This window comes from Micromonospora sp. NPDC049559 (genome assembly GCF_040676675.1).
Taxonomy (GTDB): Bacteria; Actinomycetota; Actinomycetes; order Mycobacteriales; family Micromonosporaceae; genus JBFAPK01.
Genome location: NZ_JBFAPK010000001.1, coordinates 127403 through 149639, shown reverse-complemented (window position 1 = coordinate 149639; position 22237 = coordinate 127403). Strand labels below are relative to the sequence as shown.

General features: G+C 69.2%; 19 protein-coding genes. 12 read left to right on the top strand and 7 right to left on the bottom strand.

Annotation, left to right across the window (positions count from 1 at the left end; all coding sequences use genetic code 11):
* Positions 1–141 precede the first annotated feature (141 nt).
* From AB0J86_RS00675 to AB0J86_RS00665, 3 genes are all read right to left on the bottom strand, one after another.
* Positions 142–1389, bottom strand: a complete 1248-nt coding sequence (locus AB0J86_RS00675; RefSeq protein ID WP_363850336.1) for a VCBS repeat-containing protein — start codon at positions 1387–1389, stop codon at positions 142–144.
* A gap of 331 nt (positions 1390–1720) precedes the next feature.
* The gene (locus tag AB0J86_RS00670) at positions 1721–2257 is read right to left on the bottom strand and encodes a hypothetical protein (protein ID WP_363850333.1); all 537 of its coding nucleotides are present in this window, start codon (positions 2255–2257) and stop codon (positions 1721–1723) included.
* Positions 2258–2261: 4 nt separating this feature from the next.
* Entirely contained in the window at positions 2262–3020 is a 759-nt protein-coding gene (locus AB0J86_RS00665) for a hypothetical protein (RefSeq protein ID WP_363850330.1), read from the bottom strand.
* A 365-nt stretch (positions 3021–3385) separates the two neighbouring features.
* Here AB0J86_RS00665 and AB0J86_RS00660 point away from each other — a divergent pair, with 365 nt between their 5' ends.
* Genes AB0J86_RS00660 through AB0J86_RS00650 form a run of 3 tightly spaced genes read left to right on the top strand, consistent with a single transcriptional unit; the run spans position 3386 to position 6862 of the window.
* The gene (locus AB0J86_RS00660; RefSeq protein ID WP_363850327.1) at positions 3386–4555 is read left to right on the top strand and encodes a hypothetical protein; all 1170 of its coding nucleotides are present in this window, start codon (positions 3386–3388) and stop codon (positions 4553–4555) included.
* Positions 4555–6141, top strand: a complete 1587-nt coding sequence (locus AB0J86_RS00655) for a substrate-binding domain-containing protein (protein ID WP_363851558.1) — start codon at positions 4555–4557, stop codon at positions 6139–6141. The genes AB0J86_RS00660 and AB0J86_RS00655 overlap by 1 nt, the downstream gene beginning before the upstream one ends.
* Positions 6128–6862 carry a hypothetical protein gene (locus tag AB0J86_RS00650; protein WP_363850324.1) on the top strand — a complete coding sequence of 245 codons (735 nt, stop codon included), beginning with the start codon at positions 6128–6130 and terminating at the stop codon, positions 6860–6862. The genes AB0J86_RS00655 and AB0J86_RS00650 overlap by 14 nt, the downstream gene beginning before the upstream one ends.
* Positions 6863–7337: 475 nt before the next feature.
* On the opposite strand, the gene AB0J86_RS00645 is transcribed toward AB0J86_RS00650, so the two are convergent.
* Complete coding sequence (locus AB0J86_RS00645) at positions 7338–8141, bottom strand: IclR family transcriptional regulator (RefSeq protein ID WP_363850322.1); 804 nt, start codon at positions 8139–8141, stop codon at positions 7338–7340.
* Positions 8142–8336: 195 nt separating this feature from the next.
* Between AB0J86_RS00645 and AB0J86_RS00640 the strand changes: the two genes are divergently transcribed.
* The 7 genes from AB0J86_RS00640 (at position 8337) to AB0J86_RS00610 (ending at position 17171) form a co-directional block, all read left to right on the top strand.
* The gene (locus AB0J86_RS00640) at positions 8337–9587 is read left to right on the top strand and encodes a sugar ABC transporter substrate-binding protein (RefSeq protein WP_363850320.1); all 1251 of its coding nucleotides are present in this window, start codon (positions 8337–8339) and stop codon (positions 9585–9587) included.
* Between the two features lie 107 nt (positions 9588–9694).
* A complete protein-coding gene (locus AB0J86_RS00635) occupies positions 9695–10651 on the top strand; it encodes a sugar ABC transporter permease (RefSeq protein ID WP_363850317.1) in 957 nt (318 codons plus the stop codon).
* Entirely contained in the window at positions 10648–11478 is an 831-nt protein-coding gene (locus AB0J86_RS00630; RefSeq protein WP_363850314.1) for a carbohydrate ABC transporter permease, read from the top strand. The genes AB0J86_RS00635 and AB0J86_RS00630 overlap by 4 nt, the downstream gene beginning before the upstream one ends.
* A gap of 7 nt (positions 11479–11485) precedes the next feature.
* Entirely contained in the window at positions 11486–12667 is a 1182-nt protein-coding gene (locus AB0J86_RS00625) for a mandelate racemase/muconate lactonizing enzyme family protein (protein WP_363850312.1), read from the top strand.
* Positions 12664–13902, top strand: coding sequence for a fumarylacetoacetate hydrolase family protein (locus AB0J86_RS00620; RefSeq protein WP_363850309.1), 1239 nt, complete (start codon positions 12664–12666; stop codon positions 13900–13902). The genes AB0J86_RS00625 and AB0J86_RS00620 overlap by 4 nt, the downstream gene beginning before the upstream one ends.
* On the top strand, positions 13899–15416 hold the full coding sequence (locus AB0J86_RS00615; protein ID WP_363850306.1) for an aldehyde dehydrogenase (NADP(+)): 1518 nt from the start codon (positions 13899–13901) through the stop codon (positions 15414–15416). The genes AB0J86_RS00620 and AB0J86_RS00615 overlap by 4 nt, the downstream gene beginning before the upstream one ends.
* Positions 15417–15593: 177 nt before the next feature.
* Positions 15594–17171, top strand: a complete 1578-nt coding sequence (locus AB0J86_RS00610; protein ID WP_363850303.1) for an alpha/beta hydrolase-fold protein — start codon at positions 15594–15596, stop codon at positions 17169–17171.
* 188 nt (positions 17172–17359) lie between these two features.
* Here AB0J86_RS00610 and AB0J86_RS00605 read toward each other — a convergent pair whose 3' ends face one another.
* Positions 17360–17848: a glutathione peroxidase gene (locus AB0J86_RS00605; RefSeq protein WP_363850300.1), complete on the bottom strand. Its 489-nt coding sequence runs from the start codon at positions 17846–17848 to the stop codon at positions 17360–17362.
* 203 nt (positions 17849–18051) lie between these two features.
* On the opposite strand from AB0J86_RS00605, the gene AB0J86_RS00600 reads away from it, so the two are divergent.
* Positions 18052–18606: a Uma2 family endonuclease gene (locus AB0J86_RS00600; RefSeq protein WP_363850297.1), complete on the top strand. Its 555-nt coding sequence runs from the start codon at positions 18052–18054 to the stop codon at positions 18604–18606.
* Between the two features lie 115 nt (positions 18607–18721).
* Here the strand turns inward: AB0J86_RS00600 and AB0J86_RS00595 are convergent, their stop codons facing one another.
* Together AB0J86_RS00595 and AB0J86_RS00590 are read right to left on the bottom strand one after the other, a co-directional pair.
* The gene (locus AB0J86_RS00595) at positions 18722–20917 is read right to left on the bottom strand and encodes a choice-of-anchor J domain-containing protein (protein ID WP_363850294.1); all 2196 of its coding nucleotides are present in this window, start codon (positions 20915–20917) and stop codon (positions 18722–18724) included.
* 132 nt (positions 20918–21049) lie between these two features.
* The gene (locus AB0J86_RS00590; RefSeq protein WP_363850292.1) at positions 21050–21613 is read right to left on the bottom strand and encodes an N-acetyltransferase family protein; all 564 of its coding nucleotides are present in this window, start codon (positions 21611–21613) and stop codon (positions 21050–21052) included.
* Positions 21614–21653: 40 nt separating this feature from the next.
* Here AB0J86_RS00590 and AB0J86_RS00585 point away from each other — a divergent pair, with 40 nt between their 5' ends.
* Positions 21654–22232, top strand: a complete 579-nt coding sequence (locus tag AB0J86_RS00585) for a helix-turn-helix domain-containing protein (RefSeq protein ID WP_363850289.1) — start codon at positions 21654–21656, stop codon at positions 22230–22232.
* The last annotated feature ends 5 nt before the right edge of the window (positions 22233–22237 follow it).

Sequence of the window (22237 nt, the reverse complement as noted above, 5' to 3'; positions counted from 1 at the left end):
GGGCTTGTCGTACCGCTGATCTGCTGGCCGGCCAGACTCGCCGTCCGGCGCGATCGACGACGGCGCCGGCTGGCTACACGAGTTGCCTCGAGCCCGCTGCGGGAGCCCGGGGGTGAGATGCCCCCCGGGCCACCCAGCCGACTACAGGATGTGTGTGAAGCCGCCCCAGCCGGCGCCGATGTGCTGGCCTGCGTCGAGCCCGTTGCCCTGGTGTGGGTAGTACCAGAGATCGCCTGCGGCATCGACAGCGACAATGTCCGCGAAGCCGTCACCCGAGAAGTCCATCGCGCGGACGACCTGGAAGGTGTTCCAGCCGGTACCGATCCGCTCCCGGCCAGCGAGACCAGTGCCCTGGTGCGGGTAGTACCACAGGTCGCCAGCTGGATCGACGGCGATCACGTCGGCGAAACCGTCACCACTCCAGTCCGCCGCCATGACGTGCCGGAATCCTCCCCAGCCCTCGCCGATTCGCTCGGGCGCGGCCAGCCCATCGCCTTGGTGCGGGTAATACAACAGGTCCCCGCTGGCGGTCACGCCGATGATGTCCGCGTGCCCGTCACCACTCCAGTCGGCCGCCATCACGTGCCGAAACCCCTGCCAACCCACGCCGATCCGCTGCCGGCCGGCGAGACCAGTGCCTTGGTGCGGGTAGTACCACAGGTCGCCAGCTGGATCGACGGCGATCACGTCGGCGAAACCGTCACCACTCCAGTCCGCGGCCTTCACATGCAGGAACGATGCCCAACCCTCACCCAGCAACTCCCGCCCGCTCAACCGCAGCTGATTGTTCGGGTAGTACCAGAGCGCCCCGCCAGGATCCACCGCCAACAAATCCGCATGCCCGTCACCACTCCAATCGGAGATGCGCTCCGCGTTGGCCCGGATCGCCAGCGCGATCAGGTTCCGTGCGATGCCCTCCGCCTGGCCGTACTTTTCCGGGCAGCACGACCGCTGCACTTCCTGCGCCACCTGCGGCGCGCTGAGTCCGGGAGACCTGCGCTCGACGGCGATAGCCGCGTCCAGGAACTTCGTGGTGGCGTACTCGACGTTCATGATTTGCTCCCGCGTGCCCCAGCCCTGGCTCGGGCGCTGCTGAAACACGCCGACTGAGTCGAGGTCGCCACACGGCAGGTTGTTCATGTGCGACTCGACCCAGCCGGTCTCGAAGGCGGCCAACATCACCTTGTCGGACACGGCACGGACACGGGCGAGCCGGTGGACGGTCTTGATGACGGCCGGGTCGTGGACGGGTGGGATGGTCGGGCAATCGAGTAGTGACACCGCCTCTCTCGCCTGCGCCGACGATACGTGTAGGCCCAGCGACCCGACCACGAGGGCGGCAACCAACGCGAGGTGGCGTCGCCAGTTGCGAGCGGACTTTTCTGCCATTCAATGACTCCGAGAGGTAGGGACGACACTTCTTGCCGGCTTCGTGTTTACGATCGGCAATTTCTACGCCGGCTCGGTGGACCAGCACGGGCTTACATGCGGCTTTCACCGGGCTGTCTCGGCACCCGTCCACGGCCGGCAGCGTGCTGACTGTCGAGCGGAACTGGGACCAATGGCGGCTACCAGATCGTCGAAGGCGCTCCCAAGACCGCAGCCGGGCGGCGTGCGGTCGCCTGGGCAGGCACAGCGTTCAGGTCCTGCGCGCCCACGGCGGCGGCAGCCGGACCATGAACTCCATGGTTGTTCGACAACGTACGCGCGCTATCCGAGATTAAAATCGGATCTGGTACCCGCCATGTTCGATCGGATAGCGCTTGAGGGTCGGATCGATCGCGGTGTCGATGCAGTATCGCGGTGGACGTGTGGGGCCATCCTGGGCCTGAAGCGTCTCGATGTGGTCGGGTCGCCGTTCACCGCCATCAACGATCTTGAGGTAGAAGCCGTGGTTGCGGACGCTGCCGTGGCCTTCACGGACGACGGCGGCCACCAATGCCGTGCCTTGCTGGACATTAACGCAGGTAACTTCCGCGTAACCCTCGCCGAGGACCTGTCCATCGGGTAGCAGGTGCCGGTAACCGAGGACTCCGTTGGTCGTACCGCTTGCTGCCACTTTGGCTCTGATGCTGAACCGGATCCGGTGGCCCTGCACTCCAGGTTCGTCGTAGGTGAATTGACCGACGCCGCGTACGCGCGCGCCGGGGGTGCTGGGGACGGGCGGAGGCATCGTCGGATCGGCAACTGGCGTGCCAGCGGCGGCTGGTGTACCAACGGCGGCTGCCGCCGTCATTGCGAGGAGAGCAATTTTCATGGGTTCAGCGTGTCCGCGGACGAGCCGCACGGCCATATGCCGATCGGCACATTCCGCAGCCTGATACGCAGGTCGCCTGCTGCCAGGCGGTCGGCGCGCCGACCTGCGGGTTGCTGACGTCATCGCTGGAACGGAGCTTGCCGTCCAGGTAGACCCGCTGCACACCCGCGCGCAGGGTACGGGCCTTGGTCGTACCACTGGTCAGCGAGGACCACAGAGCGGCCTGGTCGCTGCGCGCGTGTACCGCCAGCATCCCGACCCGATCGAGGTCGCGGCTCACCCGGGCCTTCGCGCCGACCGCGGCGCGCGCGCCGGCCGGGCCTCTGCTCGCGCCGGACTTCGGGTACTGCACCAGCAGCGGCAGGTCCCGACGCCCGGTGTAGCCGAACCTCTGCGGCGCGGTGACGCCGAACAACCGCTGATCCAGCCGGCCGGACCGGAGCAACGGCAGCGCGTCGGCGGGGATCACGTACTGGTCGCCGTTCAGAACCTGGCGCATGACCGGGATGCCGGCTCGTCCCGGCGCGGGTGTGAGGGCGGTGCCGTGCGCGTTCACGGCCACCTCGTCACCGGTGATCAGCGTGACGCGGACCGGTTCTGCCTGTGGTGTCGCGGCCGTCGTCCCGGCCTGGACCGGTCCGGCCGTCGCGGGCATCGGCGTGGTGAGCACCGTTGTCACCCCGCGGCCAGCAAGACGGCCGACAGCTTTCTCAAACGCATCGTCAGGGCGTCTCCTCCGTGGGCGCCCCGCGAGCGTCCACATCAGACCGACATTGTCGCCCTGTTCACGTCGAAGGCAGGCAGTGGGCTTACCCAGGAGGGATTGATCACGGAAACCGTGAGCCGAGCCGTGGGCCGTCCTGGCTGCCGTGGCCGGATCGGGGTACGTTTATGTCTACCGTCGACGGCCTTGCTCGTGGTGATGCCGTCGGGGTCCGGCGTTGCTTGCGGTGGCCGCCGTGCGTGTCGAAGGTGACGCCAGCGAAATGATGGCCCGCCCTGGCCGGGCTTTTGTCGTAGATCGGTCATGCCCCTGGATCAAAGCGTTATCGAGCCTTTGTATCGCGTTTACCAATTGGCGTAACCGTGAATGTCGATCAGGCTGTGGAGTGAACCGCTGGAGGGCGTGTGGCCGAGCCGGACCTGAAGATCAGACAACCTCCAACTCGTCCTGGCCTCGCGCCCGTACTGGTTCTCGGCCTGGTCGGCCTCCTCGTGATGGGGCTGCCGTTGGTCGTGATCCGGCCGGCGCGGACGCCGGCGGTGCCTGCGGTCACCGTCGTGAAGGGCAAGATGGCCTCGAAGGTCGACTTCTTCCGTGACTCAAAGGTGCGGGAGATTCTGCGGCGCAAGCAGATCGAGGTGCTCGTCGACAACACCGGGTCACGTGAGATCGCCACGCATGACGTCGACAAGTACGACTTCGTCTTCCCGTCCGGTCAGCCGGCGGCTGATTTGATCATGTCCACCAGGTTGAAGAGCAACAAGGAAGCCCACGCGTACCTCCCGTTCGTCAGCCCGATCGTGCTCGCCACCTACCGCCCGTACGCGCGTGCGCTGCAGGACGCGGGCGTCGCTACGGCCATGAATCCCAACGGCAGCAACCCCCTCTACTACAAGATCAACCTCGGTAGATTCGTCCAGCTCAGCGAAGTAGGCGTGCGCTGGAACGACATCGGCATCCGCAACTACGGGATCGAGAACAGCAACCTGGTGCTCGCCCACACCGCGGACGTGTGTCTGTCCAACTCCGGCGGCACGTACCAGGGTCTGATCGCCTACGCGAAGAACAACGGCAGGGCCGCGTCGGCCGAGAGTGAGGTGGCCGCACTCGCCCAGTCACTGAAACCGCTCTACCGCGCACAGGGTGCACCCACGGCCGATCGGGTTCCCTACTACCTCTCCCCGGAGGGGATGCGGATCGCGCCGATCGTCGTGATCTACGAGCATCAGTACCTCGCCCACCAGTTGCGGCGTCCTCAAGGAAAACCCGACGAGGACCGCGTGCTCCTCTACCCCGCCGACCATTTCGAGACCCAGCCATCGTTCATCGCGCTCAACGAGAGCGGAAGGAAGGTCGGTGATCTGCTGCGTACCGATCCGGAGCTGCGCGCGCGGGCGGTCGAGCTTGGTTTCCGGGTGCTCGACGCGGACCAGGATACGGCGAGCCCCCTGCTGGCCGGCTTGCTCGCCGAGCGCGGGATCGAGGTGCCGCCTTCGGACAACAATCACACCCGGGCGTACCTGCCGCCGCTCGACCTGTTCGAGAAGCTGATCATTACGATCGGCGGTTGCTGATGCGGCCCGGCCCCCGAAGGTTCGCCGGTGCGGTACTGTGCGTCGCGCTCGGGATGGTCGCCGGGTGTACCGCGCCCGAGCAGCCGCCACCGCACACCACCTTGCGGGTGCTCGCCTCCTCCGAGCTGACGGACATGCAGCCGCTGCTCGACGAGCTGCGGCGGGACACCGGCATCGAACTCGTTATGGAACACCGTGGAACGATCGACGCGACCAATGATCTGAATCCGGGAAATTATCAGCACGACATTGCGTGGTTGTCCACGGACCGCTATTTCGAGCTGAGGCTGAAGCAGATCGGCTTCACCGGCGAGCGGCCGATCAGCAGCAGGTTCATGTTTTCGCCGCTGGCCATCGGTGTCAAACCGAAAATCGCGGATCTACTCAGAACCTCCACGACGGATCGGCATCTTTCGTGGTCGGATCTGGCCGACCATTCGGCTATGGGGGTGGTGCGCTTCGGAATGGCGGATCCGCAGCACGCGGGCAGCGCTCTTTCCGCACTGATCGGCGTCGCCACGGCGGCGGCGGGAACCGGCGGCGCCCTGCGCGAGCAGGACATCACCTGCGATCGACTCCGTGGCTTCTTCACCGGGCTCACCCTCACCGAGGACACCTCGCGGCGGCTCGCCGACTCCTACCTGAGCAATCAGGACGCCGCGGACGCGTTGATCAACTACGAATCCGTACTGCTCTCCTTGAATGCCAGCGGCAGGCTGCGCGAGCCGCTGGAGATCCTTTACCCGCGCGACGGCATCATTCTCGCCGATTACCCGATGTTGCTGCTCCAACCCGCGAAGCGGGACAGCTACGAGATGGTCGTCAACTGGTTTCGGTCTGAGCGCGCGCAGCGCGAGATTATGGAGCGGACTCTGCGTCGTCCGCTGAACGGCCAGGTCCCGCGTGACCCTCGGTTCCGCGACTTCAGCACCAACACCCTGTACTTTCCGGAGCGCAAGGAAACCATCGACCGGCTCGTCGCCGAATACGCCAAGCCGCAGTCGCGCAATCCTTCGCACCTGATATTCGTACTCGATTTCTCCGCGTCGATGAGGGGGTCGCGAATCGCCGCCCTGCGGGCCACGTTCGCCGGCTTCAGCGGTGCCGACCCGTCCGCGACGGGCAAGTTCGTGCGCTTCTACAAGGGCGAGAAGTTCACCATCATGCGTTTCGGCGGCCGGGTGCTCGACCAGCGGGACTTCACCATCTCCGGGCCGTCCGACCTCGACGCCATCCGGGACTACGTCGCCACCGAGCAGTTCGACCGAACCACCGGCGTGTGGTCGGCTCTGGATGCCGCGTACGGGAAGGCCGAAACCATGACCCGGGATCACCCCGAGCGGCCGGTCACGATCGTCCTGATGACCGATGGTGAGAACAATACCGGGATCAACCTGCAGGGTTTCCTGCGCAACTACGAGGCGCGGCCGCCCGCGGCGAAGGCTGTGCACACCTACACCGTCCGCCTCGCCGAAGCCAACCCGGGGGAACTGGACCGAGCGGCGAAAGCCACCGGCGGGCGCATGGTCGACGCGAACGGGACATCCCTGTCCGAGGCATTCAAGGAGATCCGTGGCTGCCGATAACCCGTGGTTCTGGGCTCTCATACTCACCGGCGCGGCTCTCGTGGCCGCCGCGGTGGTGCTGTACGAACGCCGTAGGCGCCGCCTCCGCGACGGGACGGATGGCATCGGCGCCAACGAGTTCCTGATGTATCTCAACGAGACCCTGGTCATGGAGATGTTCCAGTACCGGGGGAACGTGCGGGCGCTCAAGAGGCAGGTGGAGCAGTACACCCGGGAGAGCGCGGAGGGGCAGGGCGAGGTCAAGATTCGCTGGTTCAAACTCGGCGCGGTCCGGATCCGGGACGGCGAGGAGAGGCAGACCTTCGAGGCCGAGGAGCGGCCCATAACCGCCATCCGCACGGTCGTGCAGGAACTCGAGAAGGCCAACGCGATCGTGTACGCGGACTTCCACAAGGGCGAGGTCCACGCGCACCGGAGCTTCGGCGACAACGCGACAGGCGGTGCGCGACTGAGTGACAGCAGAATGTTCCTGTCGATCGAGGGGCGCTTCGAGGAGTACGAGGAGCGCGACGGGTCGGACCAGGACTACCTGCGGTTGCGCGCGCCGTACCCCTCCGGCGACGCCCATGTTCGCGTGAAGATCACCCGGAGCGGACTACGTGAGCAGGATGTGCTTCCGGAGGGCAAAGCGTCGTTTCCGGCCCGCGTGCTCGGCAAAGTGGAGACCTGGGACGAGAAGGATCGCGTTCTCAAGATGTGGGCGCTGGCGATCTTTCGCTAACGAGCGCTCGCACCCACGCCCTGAACGGCCGGTGCAGGCAACGGTTACCGCGGCGCTCCACCGCAGCCCGCACATCTCGCCGCGGAGCAGGCCGCGCAGCGTGGTCAGCCACAGCACGCGAACAGCAGTCGTAGCCGACGGCGCCCAGGAAAGTGGCGAGGTGCTCCGCGGTCCAGACCGCCACCGCCGCCGCTCACCGGTTTCCTCGCGGGCGGGTCTGTCACGCCGACGGTGCTTTCGGCGATCTTGGCTAGTAGGTTTCAGCTGCTGGGAGCGGTCGCTGAAGGTGATCGCGAAGGCGTTCAACGCGGGCTTCCACCGCATCGCCCACCAGGTTCGGCCGGTCCCGGTCGGGTCCAGGCGGCACCGGGAGGCCGGGCAGCGCGGTCGTCCGGTCGGACGGCAGGGTGCGGGCCAGGCTGGCGACGACGCCAGATGTCGTCGGTCCAGTCGTCGATGTCCGCGCCGGTGACCGTTACCCTCCGGTTCCTGCCGCCGCCGTGGTCCGCCCGGCGGGCGTCACCGCGGCCGAAGAGGTGTAGCCGAGTTCCGCGGAGATCTGGTTCGCGGTCTCCAGTAGCGTCGGAAGGTTGGCCTTCAGCTTGTCGAGGCTCGCGATGACCTCGATCGCGGTGATGGAGATGGCGGCGACGACGTGGCCGCGGAAGTCCCTGATCGGTGCCGCCACGCACATGACGTAGGCATCGTGCTCGCCGTTGTCGCTGGCCCAGCCGTGCTCGCGGATGCGGGAGAGTTCGGCTTCGAGGCGGTCGCGGTCGGCGAAGGTCGTGTCGGTGAACCGCTCGAAGACGACGTGGGACAGGAGCCGATCGCGTTCCTCGCGGGGCAGGTAGGCCAGGATGGTCTTGCCGACGGCGCTCGCGTAGAGCGATACTGCGCGCCCCACCCGGGACGGCAGCTTCACGGCGTCGAACGCCTGGCTGTCTACCTTGTCGATATAGATGATTTCGTCGCCGGTCAGTTGCGCCAGGTGCACGGTGTGCCCGGTCTCGCGTTGCAGGATACGTAGCTGCGTGGCGGCGAGCTGTCGCAGGTCCATCGAGCCGAGCGCGAGTTCCGACAGCTCGATCAGTCCGCTGCCGAGCACGTAGGTCCCCGTGCCGGTCCGGCGGACGAATCTCGCGGACTCCAGTGTCTGGAGGATCCGCAGGGCCGTGGACTTGTGGACGCCGAGCACGTCCGCCGCCTCGGTGAGTGTCAGCGGGTGCTCCGCCGATCGACGCAGAAGGTCGATCGCGCGGCGAATCGACTGTGACACAGCCGGTCTCCCTCGTGTGATGGATGCGCTCGCTCGCGGTACGCGACCCGGCCGGTGACCGACCGTCGGGGTCCGCGTTGCGCATCATGCAATGTAGACGACGCTCATCGCAACTGCCACTTGACGCCGTTGCGCATGGCGCTACGATCGTTGCAATTTTCTAAGCTGACCTTGACTTGTAACAGGAGCGCAACGATGAGCAAGAGATCCGCGCGCCTCGGTATCGCCGGGGCGACATGCGTTCTCGGTCTGGTGGCCGCCCTGCTGACCGGCTGTGGCGGCTCCGACGGCGGTTCCAGCGGTGGCGTCGCCAAGCTGACCTTCGCCGCCTCGACCTTCGGCGACCCGGGGCGCGGGCCGCTGCTGACGAAGTGGCTCGAGGAGTTCAACAACAGCCAGGACAAGGTGGAGGTTTCCGCCGCGGCCGTGCCGTACCCGACCTTCGGCCAGACGGTGCTCACCCAGATGGGCAGCGGCAAGGGACCCGACCTGGTCCGCTTCGACATGCCCGAGTTCGAGGCCGCCGCCGACGCCGGCCTGATCGCGCCGCTCGACAAGCTCGTCGACGCCGGCAAGTACGACCTGCTCAAGCAGCCGGACCAGTTCATGGTGCACGACGGGGTCCGGTACGGCGTCATCTTCGAGGCGTCGAACTACGCGATGTTCTACAACGCGGACCTGATCCCGAATCCGCCGACCACGTACGAGCAGTTCTTCGCCACGGCGAAGTCGCTGACCAAGGGCGACGTGTACGGCCTGGCGTTCCGGCAGACCGAGGCCGAGGAAGCCGGCGTGTGGCAGGACATCTTCAACTACGTCTACGGCTTCGGCGGCGCCTGGTCGGACGGCAAGAACCTGACCATCAACTCGCCCGAGAACCTGAAGGGGCTGCAGGCGTACAAGGACCTATACGACGCGAACGTGATCCCGCGCGGCGCGGACGCGGCGACGTTCCGCCGGATGTTCGCCGAGGGCAAGGTCGGGATGGAGCTCAACAACGGCGGGTACGTGACCGCGACCCGGGGCCAGAACGCGAAGCTGAACTTCAACGTCGCGCCCATCCCGTTCCCGGTCCGCAAGCAGGGTGCGATCCTCGCGCCGATCGTCGTCAACGAGGCGAGCGAGGACAAGGAGGCGGCGGCGACCTTCATCCGCTGGGCGTTGGAGCCGCAAAACCAGGTCAAGCTGCAGGAGATCCTGGGCGCGAGCAGCGTCGCCACCACCACCCAACGGAGCGCCGAGTCACTCCAGAAGACCCCGTTCCTCCCCGTCTTCGACCAGCTCACCGAGTCCAGCCTGCCGCAGATCGTGCTGGGCTTTGAGGCCAAGACGCCGGACATCCGCAAGGTGGTCGTGCAGAACGTGATCGCGGCGCTGCAGGGCAAGGTGGACCTAAAGTCCGCGTTGGACCGCGCCCAGCAACAGGCGAGCCAACTGGTCCGCTGACCGGGCCGCAGCACCAGGCGAGCCAGCTGCCCCGCTGACCGGCCCTCGACCAGGCGACGCGACAGCCTGATGCGCGGCAGCCTCCTACCCGAGAAGGACCGAACTCGATGACTGTTGTCGAGCAGACCAGAACGCCCGGAACGCTTTCCAGATCCGGACCGCGGCGCCGCCGCGGCGGCGCGCTGGGTAGCAGGTGGACCCCCTACCTGTTGCTGGCGCCCGCCACGCTGTTCATCCTCGTCTTCCAGGCGGTGCCGCTGGTCCAGGAGGTGTACCTCAGCTTCACCCGGACGACCCTGCTCAACCCCACCGGTGGACAGTGGGTCGGGCTCGACAACTACGAGACGATCTTCGGCGACCCGGACTTCCACCGTACCCTGCTCACCACCCTCGGCTACGTGATCGCCTGCGTCGTCTGCTCGGTCGGGCTCGGGCTCGGCGTCGCGCTCCTGCTGAACAAGGGCTTCCGTGGCCGGGGGTTGGCCCGCGCGCTGGTGACCATCCCCTGGGCCGCGCCCGGTATCGCGGTCGCGCTCGTCGCGACGTGGATGCTCAACGCGCAGTACGGCATCGTCAACCGGTTCCTCGACGCGGTGGGTCTCGGCGTGCCGGGCGGCGCGATCCTGGACAGCCCGCGATACGCGCTGCCGGCGGTGCTCGCGACGACCATCTGGCAGTTGTTCCCGTTCACCTCCGTGGTGCTGCTCTCGGCGCTGCAGGCCGTACCGCAGGATCTCAACGAGGCGGCGATCGTGGACGGCGCGGGACGGTGGGCCACCTTCCGCGTCGTCACCTGGCAGGTCGTCAAGCCGACCGTCGGCCTGCTCGCCGTGCTCATGACGATCTGGTCGCTGCGCCGGTTCGAACTCATCTGGCTGATGACGAAGGGCGGTCCGGTCGGCGCCACCCGGACCCTGGTCATCGACCTCTACTCGCAGGCCTTCGACTCGAAGAAACTCGGCGCCGCGGCGGCCATCGGCATGGTCGGCGTCGTCATCTCGCTCATCGTCATCACCGGCAGCCGACTCGTCGCCCGTGCGGTGGAGAAGGAGGACGTCCGATGAGGGGCTTCCGCATCGGTGTCACGGCGCGGATCGTCGCCGTGCTCGCCGTGCTGGGCGTCGCGGTGTTCCCGCTGTACTGGATGCTCGTCACGGCGCTGTCGAGCAACGGCGACCTGTTCGCCGCGCGGCCACGGCTCACCCCCGACCTCGGCCGGTTCGGGGTCTTCGTCGACGCGCTGGCCGAGGGGAAGGCGGCCGGGTGGCTGCTCAACAGCCTGGTGATCGCGGTCGGCACGATGGTCGTCTCGGTCGGCCTCGGCATCCCGCTCGCCTACGCGCTGTCCCGATTCTCGTTCGGGGGCAAGGCCGTCCTGACCCTGGTGCTGCTGTTCACCCAGATGCTCCCCGAGGCGCTGATGGTGGTGCCGCTGTTCGCGCTGTTCCGCCGCTTCGACCTGCTGGACTCGCTGACCGGCCTCGTCCTGGTGAACTCGGCCTTCGTCCTGCCGATCGTCGCGCTGATTCTCAAGGGCGCGATCGACGCCATTCCGCGGCAACTGGAGGAGGCGGCGCGGGTCGACGGAGGATCACCGCTGGTCATCCTGACCCGGATAAACGTGCCGCTGATCGCCCCGTCGATCGCGGCGACCGCGGTCATCGCCTTCTTCCACGCCTGGAACGAGTACGTGTTCGCGGTGACCTTCATCTTCACGCCGGGCCTGCAGCCGGCCTCGGTCGGCATCGCGAACTTCATCGGCGAGCTGGGAACGCCCATCCAGACGGTGATGGCGGTCGCCTTCATGTTCACCCTGCCCGCCGTCGCCTTCTACCTGCTGGCACAGAAGTACGTCGTTTCCGGTATGACCGCCGGCGCGGTGAAGGGTTGACGCGGACATGAAAATCGTCTCGGTCGACGCGCTGGTCGTCGACTTCTACCGCACGAACCTCGTCATCGTGCGGGTCCACACCGACGAGGGGATCGTCGGTCTCGGCGAGGCCACCCTGGAGGGCAAGGAACGGGCCGTCCAGGGCGCGGTCGCCGAGGCCGCCGAGGCGGTCGTGGGGCTGGACCCCACCCGCATCTCGAAGATCCTCTACGAACTCACCCGGGACTGGTACTGGCGCGGTGGACCGGTCATCATGACCGCCCTGAGCGCGCTGGAGATGGCCCTGTGGGACATCTCGGCCCGGGACCTCGGCGTTCCCGTCTCCCGGCTGCTCGGGGGTGCGACCCGGGACCGGGTACGCGCGTACGCGAACGGCTGGTTCTCCGGAGCCGTCACCCCCGAGGAGTACGCGGCCGCGGCCCGCGCGACGGTGCGGGCCGGTTTCCGTGGCCTCAAGTGGGACCCGTTCGAGAACTACGACATGACCATCACCACCCGGCAGTTGGACCGGGTGCTCGCCCAGGTCGATGCCGTCCGTGGCGCCGTGGGGCGCGACGTCGAGCTGTTCATCGAGGGGCACGGCCGGTTCGACGTCCGGCACGCGATCAAGGTCGCCAAGGAGATCGCACCGTTCGACCCGGTGTGGTTCGAGGAGCCGTGCCCGCCGGACAACCTCGACGCCCTGGTCGACATCCGCCGCGCGTCGCCGGTGCCGATCGCGGCGGGGGAGCGGTGGTACGGCCGGCAGGGCTTCGCCCCGGCGCTGGCCCGGCAGGCGGTCGACTTCGTCCAGCCCGACGTCACGCATGCCGGTGGCATCGCCGAACTCGCCTTCATCTCCACGCTCGCCGCGACCGGTTACGTGGGCTTCGCTCCGCACAACCCGAGCGGTCCGCTCAGCACCGCCGCGTCGCTCCAGCTCGCCGCGGCCCTGCCGAACTTCCGGTACCTGGAGATCATGGCGACCGACGTTCCGTGGCGCCCCGAGATCACCAACGAGCGGCTGGTGCTGACCGACGAGGGTGACGTGCTCATCCCGTCCGGCGTGGGACTGGGCATCGAGCTCGACCTCGCCGCGATCGAGCGGCACCCGTTCACCCCGCACCCGCTCCGCATGTTCCGCGACGCCGTGTACGACATCCGACCCCCGGACGAGCGGTCGTACTTCAACCTGGAGAGCACCCCATGACGCTGCCACCGCCCCAGGAGCCCGCCGCCGGGCCGGACCGGGTCGACACCGCCGCCGGGCCGGACTGGATCGGCACCGCCGCCGAGGCGCTGCCGGACGACGTCGAGCGGAGCCTGCTCGTCGGCCGGATCTGGGATCCCACCGTCGACGGACCCTCGCCCGTGATTGTCCGGGACGGCGAAGTCCTCGACGTGAGTCACCGGTTTCCGACCGTACGGGACATCTGCGAGCTGCCCGATCCCGCCTCGGTCGTGGCCGAGCTCGACGGGCCGCGGCTGGGCGGCTTCGCGGAGATCCTGGCCAACACGGACGCCGCGACCCGGGACCACACCCGGCCGTGGCTGCTCGCTCCGGTCGATCTCCAGGCGCTCAAGGCGGCCGGGGTGACCTTCCCCGTGTCGATGATCGAACGGGTCATCGAGGAGCGGGCCGGCGGCGACCTGACGCTCGCGGCGGACCTCCGTGGTCGCATGCTCGCCGACATCGGCGCCGACCTGCACAGCCTGGCGCCGGGCTCGGCCGAGGCGGAGCGGCTCAAGGCCCTGCTGGTCGCCGAGGGAGTCTGGAGTCAGTACCTGGAGGTGGGGCTCGGACCGGACGCCGAGATCTTCACCAAGGGCCAGATCCTCTCCGCGGTCGGCACCGCCGTCCCCGTCGGCGTGCTCGCCGCGTCGACCTGGAACAACCCGGAACCCGAGGTCGCGCTCATCGTGCAGGCCAGCGGCCGGATCGTCGGCGCGACCCTCGCCAACGACGTGAACCTCCGGGATGTCGAGGGACGGTCCGCGCTCCTGCTCCCGCGGGCGAAGGACAACAACGCCTCGTGCGCCCTCGGGCCCCTGATCCGGTTGTTCGACGACCGGTTTGGCCTGGACCGGGTACGCGAGCTCGAAGTGCGCCTACAGGTCAGTGGCGGGGACGGCTTCCAGTTGACGGCGGTGTCGGAGATGGCCCGGATGTCCCGGGATCCGGCGGCGCTGGTGCGGCAACTGATCGGCCCGCACCACCACTATCCCGACGGCGCGGTGCTGATGCTCGGAACCATGTTCGCGCCCATCGAGGACCGGGACCGACCGGGCGAGGGGTTCACCCACAAGGTCGACGACGTGGTGCGGATCAGCTGCCCCACGCTCGGCACCCTGGTCAACCGGGTCCGCCACGCCGAGGAGTGCGAGCCCTGGCAGTTCGGGGTCCGCGATCTGATGGGCAACCTTGCCCGGAGAGGACTGCTGTGAACGTGATCACCACGGTCGACCCGGCCAACGGTCGGCGTCGGGCGACCGACCTCACCGAGACCGACGAGACCCGGTTGGCGGCGATCGCCACCGAGGCGTCCCGGGCCGCGCGGTGGCTCTCCGGCCTGGGCCGGACCGGCCGCGCCGACCTGCTCGACGCGATCGCCGACGCGCTGGAGCACCGGCGTGCGAACCTGGTCGCGACGGCGCAGTCGGAGACCGGGCTGAGTCACCCGCGACTCGACCAGGAACTCACCCGGTCGGCGGTCCAACTGCGGCTGTTCGGCGACGTGCTGCGCGACGGGGGGTACGTCGAGGCCGCCATCGACCACGCCGCCGACACGCCGCTCGGGCGCGGTCCGGACCTGCGGCGGATGCTCGTCCCCCTGGGGCCGGTCGCCGTCTTCGGGGCCAGCAACTTCCCGTTCGCCTTCTCGGTCGTCGGCGGCGACACCGCTGCCGCGCTGGCCGCCGGTTGCCCCGTCGTGGTGAAGGCCCACCCGTCCCACCCGCTGACGTCGCACGAGTCCGGTGCGGCGATCGGGTCGGCGGTCCGGGGGCTGGGCGGTCCGGAGGGTGTGCTCGCCCTGGTGTACGGGGAGCAGGCGGGCCGCGCGCTGGTGCGCCACCCCGTCATCCGGGCAGCCGCGCTGACCGGCTCCCTCGGTGCCGCCCGGGCCATCCAGGCCGCCATCGACGAACGCGCCGATCCCATCCCGTTCTACGCCGAGCTGAGCAGCGTCAACCCGATAGTCGTCCTGCCGGCGGCGGCCGCGACCCGGGGAGGGCAGATCGCCAAGGGGCTGTTCGGCTCCTTCACCGGCTCGGGCGGGCAGCTGTGCACCAAGCCCGGGCTGGCGTTCGTCCCGGCCGGCCCCGCCGGCGACCGGCTCGTCGAGGCGCTACGCGAGCGGGTCGCCTCGGCCGGCGGCGCGGTGTTGCTCAACGAGCGCATCCGGGACGCCTTCGTCGACCGGGCGGCGGCGTTCGAGCGCGCCGGTGTCCACGTCTCGGCGCGGCCCGACGTCAGTCCGGGCGATGGTTTCACCGTCGCGCCGGTGCTGCTGGAGGTGGACCTGCCGGGCCTGACCACCGAGATCGCCGACGAGTGCTTCGGCCCGCTGATGGTGGTGGTCCGCTATCGCGAGGTCGCCGAACTCGACGCGGCCCTCGCCACCGTCCCGCCGTCGCTCACCGGCTCTATCCACATCGGACCCCAGGATGACGCCGACGAGGTCCGCCGGCTGGCCGACGTGCTCGGCGAGCGCTCGGGTCGGATCGTCTTCGACGGCTATCCGACCGGCGTCCGGGTGTCGTGGGCGCAGCACCACGGCGGGCCCTGGCCGTCGACCAACTCCGTACACACCTCCGTGGGCGCCACCTCGATTCGGCGGTTCCTCCGCCCGATCGCCTGGCAGGACGCGCCGGAATGGCTCCTGCCGGAGGAGCTCAGGGACGAATTCACCGGGATTGCCAGACGCGTCGACGGGAGGTGGGAACCGGCCCGCCCGTGACGGGCTGAACCATCGCGTCAGACGTGCCGGGCCGGCGGCGCGCGATCGACGCTGCCCGAATCCGGCCGGCTGTCGATGCCGCTCCGATCGTGCCCGGTATCCGTTCACCTCCACCATCGAACTGCCGGCCGGACCGGTGGAACCGGTCTCGCCGGGTACCCGAGAGGGAGTAGGCACATGCCCGTCGTGCGTCCTCGTCCGAAGTCACCGTCGCCGCCGCGCCAGCGGCTGACGCTCGTACTGCTCGCGGCGGTGGCCGTCGCGGCCGGATCCGTCGTGGCCCCGGCGGCCTCCGCCGCGCCGGCCGCGCCGCTGGGCCCGACCGTGACCCGCACCAACCAACCGCCGACCGGGTACGCGGTCACCTTCCGGTACCGGGCACCCGACAACGTCCGGCAGGTCCACATCTACGGCGACTGGTTCTACTCCCGTCCGGAGAACATCACCTGCCAGGACTGCGGCGACGCCCGTCCGCCGGCCGAGTGGCAGCCGGGCGACGTCGCGGCCACCCCGTGGCACATCCTGCCCATGCGGAAGGGCGCCGACGGCGTCTGGACGTTCACCACGCCGCTGCCCGCCGGCACCTTCCGGTACGCCTTCACCCACGACTGCGCCGACGAGCTGGCCACCGGCTGCGCGTTGCACGACGATCCGGCGAACCGGTGGCAGATCCAGCCGCAGTACCCCGGCGCGCCCGGCGCGGTGCGCAGCACGATCTACGTCCCGGCCAGCACCAGGTTCCCGACGTACGACACCGGCTACCAGGCGCCGGTGGCCAGGATCGGCACGTTGGAGTCGCGCCGGTACAGCTCGCCGGGGTCGACCAACCCGGCGGGCGTACACGACATCGTCGTCTACCTGCCGTACGGCTACGACCGCGACCGGGCCGAGCCGTACCCGACCCTCTACCTGAGCCACGGCTCGGGTGACCACTCGACCGCCTGGACCATGCAGGGCGTTGCCCACCTGATCCTGGAGAACGCGATCAAGGACGGCGCGGCCGAGCCGATGGTGATCGTCTCCACCGACTTCAACGGCCTACCCGGCGGCAACGAGGGCTACGTCGACGAACTGCGCGACAACGTCATCCCGTTCGTCGAGCAGAACTACCACGTCTCCACCCGTGCGCAGGACCGCGCGTCTGGCGGCTTCTCGGCCGGCGGCAGCCGGGCGTACACGATCATGTACAACCACACCGACATGTTCGGCTACCACGCGGCCTGGAGCATGGGTGGACCGGCCGCCAACCAGGCGCAGGTCGACAGCATGAAGGCCGTGGCCGGCAGCATCATGATCGGTACCGGGCTCCAGGACCGGCTCGGCAACATCGCCCAGGCGTCCCAGCAGAACGCCGCCGCGCTGCGGGCGGCCGGCGTCGAGCTGGACGAGTTCAACGTGCCCGGTGTCCACACCTGGCACGTGTGGCGCCCGCTGCTGGACCACTACCTGCGCGCCCTGGCGTTCCGGGCCACCACGACCGGGCTCGACGTCGCGGTCGCCCCGGCGGGTGCCCCGTCCAACACCACGGTCACCGCGACCGCGACGGTGGGCGCCGTCAGCGTCAACGTCGCCGACCCGTCCGGCAAGGTCGACTTCTACGCCGGCGACACGTATCTCGGGTCTGCCCCGGTCCATGAGGGAGTCGCCCAGCTCAAGCGGACCGCCCACGGCGGACTCGCCGCCCCGGTGGTCGCCCACTACCGGGGTGACAGGCTGTTCAACGCGTCGCGGAGCGCGCCGGTGGCCGGCAACTAGGCCCAGCTCCGTCGCGGTAGCCGTGGCCATCCGCTCCTGATGAAACGCCGGGAGCGGATGGCCACGGCGGCCGATCCTCCGGACGACCGGTGGGCGGGCCACCGCCGTGGTGAGTTGCGGACAAGCCTGATCCTGAGCCGGGCGGCGCGTCCAGCCGGGCAGGTGGAACGGAAAGCCCGGCGCGGGGGTCAGCCCGGCAGGTGCTTCTCGATCGCGGCGACCAGTGTTTCGTCCTCGGGCGTGACGCCCGGCCGGAACCGGCCGACCACCGTACCGTCGGGGGCGACCAGGAACTTCTCGAAGTTCCACTGGATGTCACCGGCCTCGCCGTCGGCGTCCGGCACGCTGGTGAGCTCGGTGTAGATCGGGTGCCGGCCCGGGCCGTTCACCTCGATCTTGGCGAACATCGGGAAGGTCACGCCGTACGTCGTCGAGCAGAACTCCTGGATTTCCTCGGCGGTACCGGGCTCCTGGCCGCCGAACTGGTTGCACGGGAAGCCGACGACGGAGAAGCCTCGGTCGGCGTACCGCTCGTGCAGCCGCTCCAGCCCCGTGTACTGCGGGGTCAGCCCGCACTTCGAGGCGACGTTGACCACGAGCAGGGTCCTGCCGGCGAAGTCCCCGAGCGAGCCGGGTTCGCCGGCGAGGGTGTGCAGCGGGATGTCGTAGATGCCCACGCGGTTGCCTTTCCATGAAGTCGTCCGGCCCGGGTTCGGTCGTCACCCGACCCGATCCATCCTGCACGATCCTCCACCCGAACCGGAGGCGCCGGGCCGGGGCGTCGCTCGGCTGCGCGTCGGGCCGGGGGAGCCTGCCATCCGGCGTCACGACCGCGCGGAGCAGCCGGCCAGAGCGCCTGATCGGGCATATCATGAGGCGCATGAGCGCTGCGGCCGTCGGCACCCACATGCCCGCCGTCGTCACGCTCGACGACGTGGCCGCGATGAACGCCGCCGACGCGAACGGCCATCGCTACGAGACCAGCCCCGAGGGGGTCCTGTCGGTCACGCCGCCGCCCGACACCGAACACGCGATGATCGCGAGCCGTCTCTTCGCGTGGCTCATCATGGCGGGGTGGCCGGCCGACCAGGTGCTCCAGGTGGCGGGCATCCGGATACCCGGGCCGAGCGGTGACGGCGGCCGGATCCGGGATGTCAGCGTCTGGCGGAAGCCGCCATCGCGCGGGGTGTGGTCCGGGGTGGCCGACCTCGCGCTCGTGATCGAAATCGTCTCGCCGGGCTCCGAGGGCATGGACTCGGTGATCAAAGTCCGCGAGTACGCGTCGGCGGGGATCCCGCAGTACTGGGTCGTCGACCGGGACGGCGCACAGACGGTGACCCTGTATCGGCTCGACGACCAGGGCGGTTACGACGAGCGGGCGAAGATGCCGCTGGCCTGGCTGCTCCAGACCTCACCCGCCGATCACCTCGGCTGAGGCCGAGTGTTTACCGGCCCCGCCTGACGGCCAGCAGCCACCAAGATCGCCTTCTGTACCCGCGCGAGGGGGCCCGCGCCGACCGGCGCGGGCCCCCTCATCTCAGCCGAACCGGCTACTTGCCGCCGGGCTGGGTCACCCCGTTCACCGTCAGGGTGTACGGCGCGTACTGAGCGACCTGCTCGGTCGGCTCGTCGTACGCGACGATCGCCACGACCTGCGGGAAGCGCTTCAGCTCCCGCAGGTCGCCCGCGCTGAGCGTGACCGTGCCCCGGGCGCCGAAGTCGCGCTGCAGCACGGTCGAGTGCTTGGCGTCGAGGCCGACCAGGCGCAGGTTCCACCCGGCCACGGAGACCGGCTTGATCTCGGTGATCGAGTCGAACGGGTCGAGGCTGGAGCCGTCGCTGACGGTCGTGCCGCCGACCGCGATGTCGTCGAGCTTCCAGCCGCCCTCGTTGACGCCGCCGTCGCTGACGTACTCGAAGCCGATCAGGATCGTCTTGCCGGCGTACGCGGAGAGGTCGTAGCGGTGCTGCTCGAACCCGTCCGTGGTGCCGTTGACGGCGGGCCCGCGCGGCCCGTCGACGGTCCGGTCACCGGGGATCGCGGTGTAGCTGGCGCCGCCGTCGGTGGAGACGATCACGTAGCCGTAGTCGTAGCCCGCCTCGGCGCCGTACTTGGCCTGGAACGTCAGGGTCGGGTCGGCGGCCGGCACGGTCACCTGGGCGACCGCGCTGGCGTCGGTGTTGTTCTCGTTGCCGGAGAAGAGCACCGGGTTGCCCGGCCGGTCCGGGTCGTCGTCGGCGACGGTCCAGGCCAACGGTACGGCCGGGAGGCTGGTGGCGCCGGTGAACCGCAGGGACCGCAGGTCCGAGCCCTTCAGCGTGCGGCCCTTGCCGTCGGCGAGCGGTACGTAGTCGGCGCCGTTCGGGGCCGCCCCGGGGGTCGCGTACGCGGCCGGGTTGGCCAGGTTGACCGTCGAGCTCAGGCTCGCCGAGGTGGCCTTCGCCTTCGAGATGCCCTGCGCCTTCCCGTGCTTGCCGTCGACGATCCGGTCGGTCAGGACCATCGTCTGGTAGTCGTGCAGGAACTTGTGGATGTCCTTCTCACCCTTGGTCCGCAGCAGCGCGGCCAGGCTGGCGAAGCCCTGCCGCGCACCGTCGCGGTGCAGCTTCGTCAGGAAGTCGGCGCCGAAACGGTCCTTCAGGTAGAGCATGAACTCGTACGCGTTGCCGTAGTCGGCCAGCACGGCGGTCGGGTTGGCGGACTCGCCCCACAGGCTCAGCGAGTTCTCCGGACCGCCACAGTCCCGCGGGTTCGGGTTGTACGGCGTCTGCACGGTGCCGAAGCCCTGGAAGCAGGCGAGGTGACCGTCGTAGCCGTACTCCGAGACCGTCTTGGTCCCGTCCACGTAGCCGACCAGGGTCTGGGCGTAGTCCGAGAGCCCCTCGTTGACCCAGCTGGTCTCGGCCGGGTCGACGTAGTACTGCAGCAGGTGCTGCCACTCGTGCGCGAAGGTGCCCTCGTAGCTGTGCGGCCGCGCCGGGCGGCTGGTGCACGGGTCGCTCGTCGGCTCGTCCGCCGGGGCGGCACCGGTGCGGTGCGCCCAGTCGAAGGCGTCGATCGTCATGATGTTGCGGTCGAAGTACTCGTTCAGCGCGCTGGAGAAGAACCCGGCGATGTACGAGCTGGCGGCGGGAAAGTCGTAGTAGTTGTCGTCCCGCACGTTGTCGACGAGGGTCACCGTACGGTCGCCCGCCCCGGTGAAGTCGCCCGCCACCTGGGCGTTGGTGCCGTCCCGGTCCGGCGGCGTGCTGAACGCGGCCGTCTCCTTCGGGTACATGTTCGTGTCGAACTCGGTGACCAGCGCCTGCGCCTGGGCGTCGGTGACGTCGGTGGTGCCGGGAACGGCGTTGCGGCAGTCGCCGGCGGGGAACGACAGGTCGTTCGCCACCCAGACCTCGATCTTCTGGCCCACCGCGCGGAGCGTGTAGCTCTTGAGGTACAGGGAGCCGGTGGTGTCGTCCCGCGCCGGCCACGACCGGACCGTGCCCACGGCCGGGGTCTCGACGGCGGCCGCCGCCGTACGGGCCGCGCGCTTCGGCGCGTACGAGCGCGGCTCCAGCTGCTTCCCGTTGAAGGTGAACTTGTCGTTGGTCAGCCCGGTCCTCGCCTCGCCCGGGGACGCTGCCGTGCTGGCCGTCTTCTCGTCCGGTGCCGCGCCAGCCGGCGCGGCCGAGGCGATCAGGGCGAGACCGGGTACGAGCGTGATCGCACCGGCCGCCGCCAGGACGCGTTGTCGTGCTGTCAAAGGATCCTCCTGGACATGACCCGATTCCGAGATCGGATCGACGGGCCGATCCTAGGACCATTTGATCAACTTGTCGTTACGGCGGAGAGCCCTCGTCGCGGCGGACCAGCCCTTATCGCGCCAGGTCGACCCTCATCGAGGTTCCGCCGGCGGATCGGCCTCGGTCAGGATCGTCTTCTGTACCCACGCGACGTCGTGCCAGCGGCCGTCCTTCCAGCCGACCTGGCGGTAGACGCCGACGGGCTCGAAGCCGAGCGCCCGGTGCAGCCCGGCGCTCGCCTCGTTCGGCAGGGTCATCCCGGCGAACGCCCGCCGGTGGCCGCGCTCGGCCAACCGGGCGAGCAGGCGCTCGTACAGCAGCCGCCCGCCGCCCCGGCCGACCGCGCTCCGGTCGAGGTAGATGCTGGTCTCGCAGGCCCACCGGTACGCCGGCCGCGCGGCGAACGGGTGCCCGTAGGCGTACCCGACAACGGCCTCGCCCGATTCGAGCACCAGCCAGGCGTGGCGTTGCGCGGCGGCGGCGATCCGGGTCGCCATCTCGGTCGCGTCGGGCGGAACGAGTTCGAAGCTGACGACGGTGCCGGTGACGTAGGGCGCGTAGATGGCGGCGCAGGCCGCCGCGTCCGCCGCGGTCGCGTCGCGGACGGTGAAGGCCGGTGCGTCGAAGGCCGGCGATTCAGAGGTCGGGGAGTTCACGTTTCAGATAGTAGCCAATTCTGCTGCTATAGTCGCAGCCGTGTCGGACGATCTGACCGCCCGGCTCGCGGTCGTGGTACGCGAGGCGCGGACGGAGCGCGGCCTCTCCGTCAACGGCTTCGCCGACTTCTCCGGCGTCTCCCGCGCGATGATCAGCAAGATCGAGCGGGCCGAGGTCCAGCCCACCGCCGCGCTGCTCGCGAGGCTCTCGGCCGCCCTCGGGCTGACGCTCTCCGAACTCATCGCCCGCGCCGAGACCGGCCAGCCGCGCCTCGCCCGCGCGGCCGAGCAGCCGATCTGGACGGACCCGGAGACCGGGTACCGCAGGCGCGCCGTCTCGCCGCCGGGCGACGGACCGCTCGAACTCGTCGAGGTCGTGCTGCCGCCCGGCGCCCGGGTCGACGTGGCGGCCGGCACCTACGCGTTCATCTCCCAGCAGATCTGGGTCCTCGACGGGCAGCTCCGCTTCCACGAGGGCGACGCCGTGCACGAACTGGAGGCCGGCGACTGCCTCCAACTCGGCCCGCCCGCGCCGTGCAGCTTCGTCAACGCCACGGGGCGGGACTGCCGCTACCTGGTCGCGCTCGCGAAACTCGGTCGTCCGACCCACCGTGGCTGACCCGG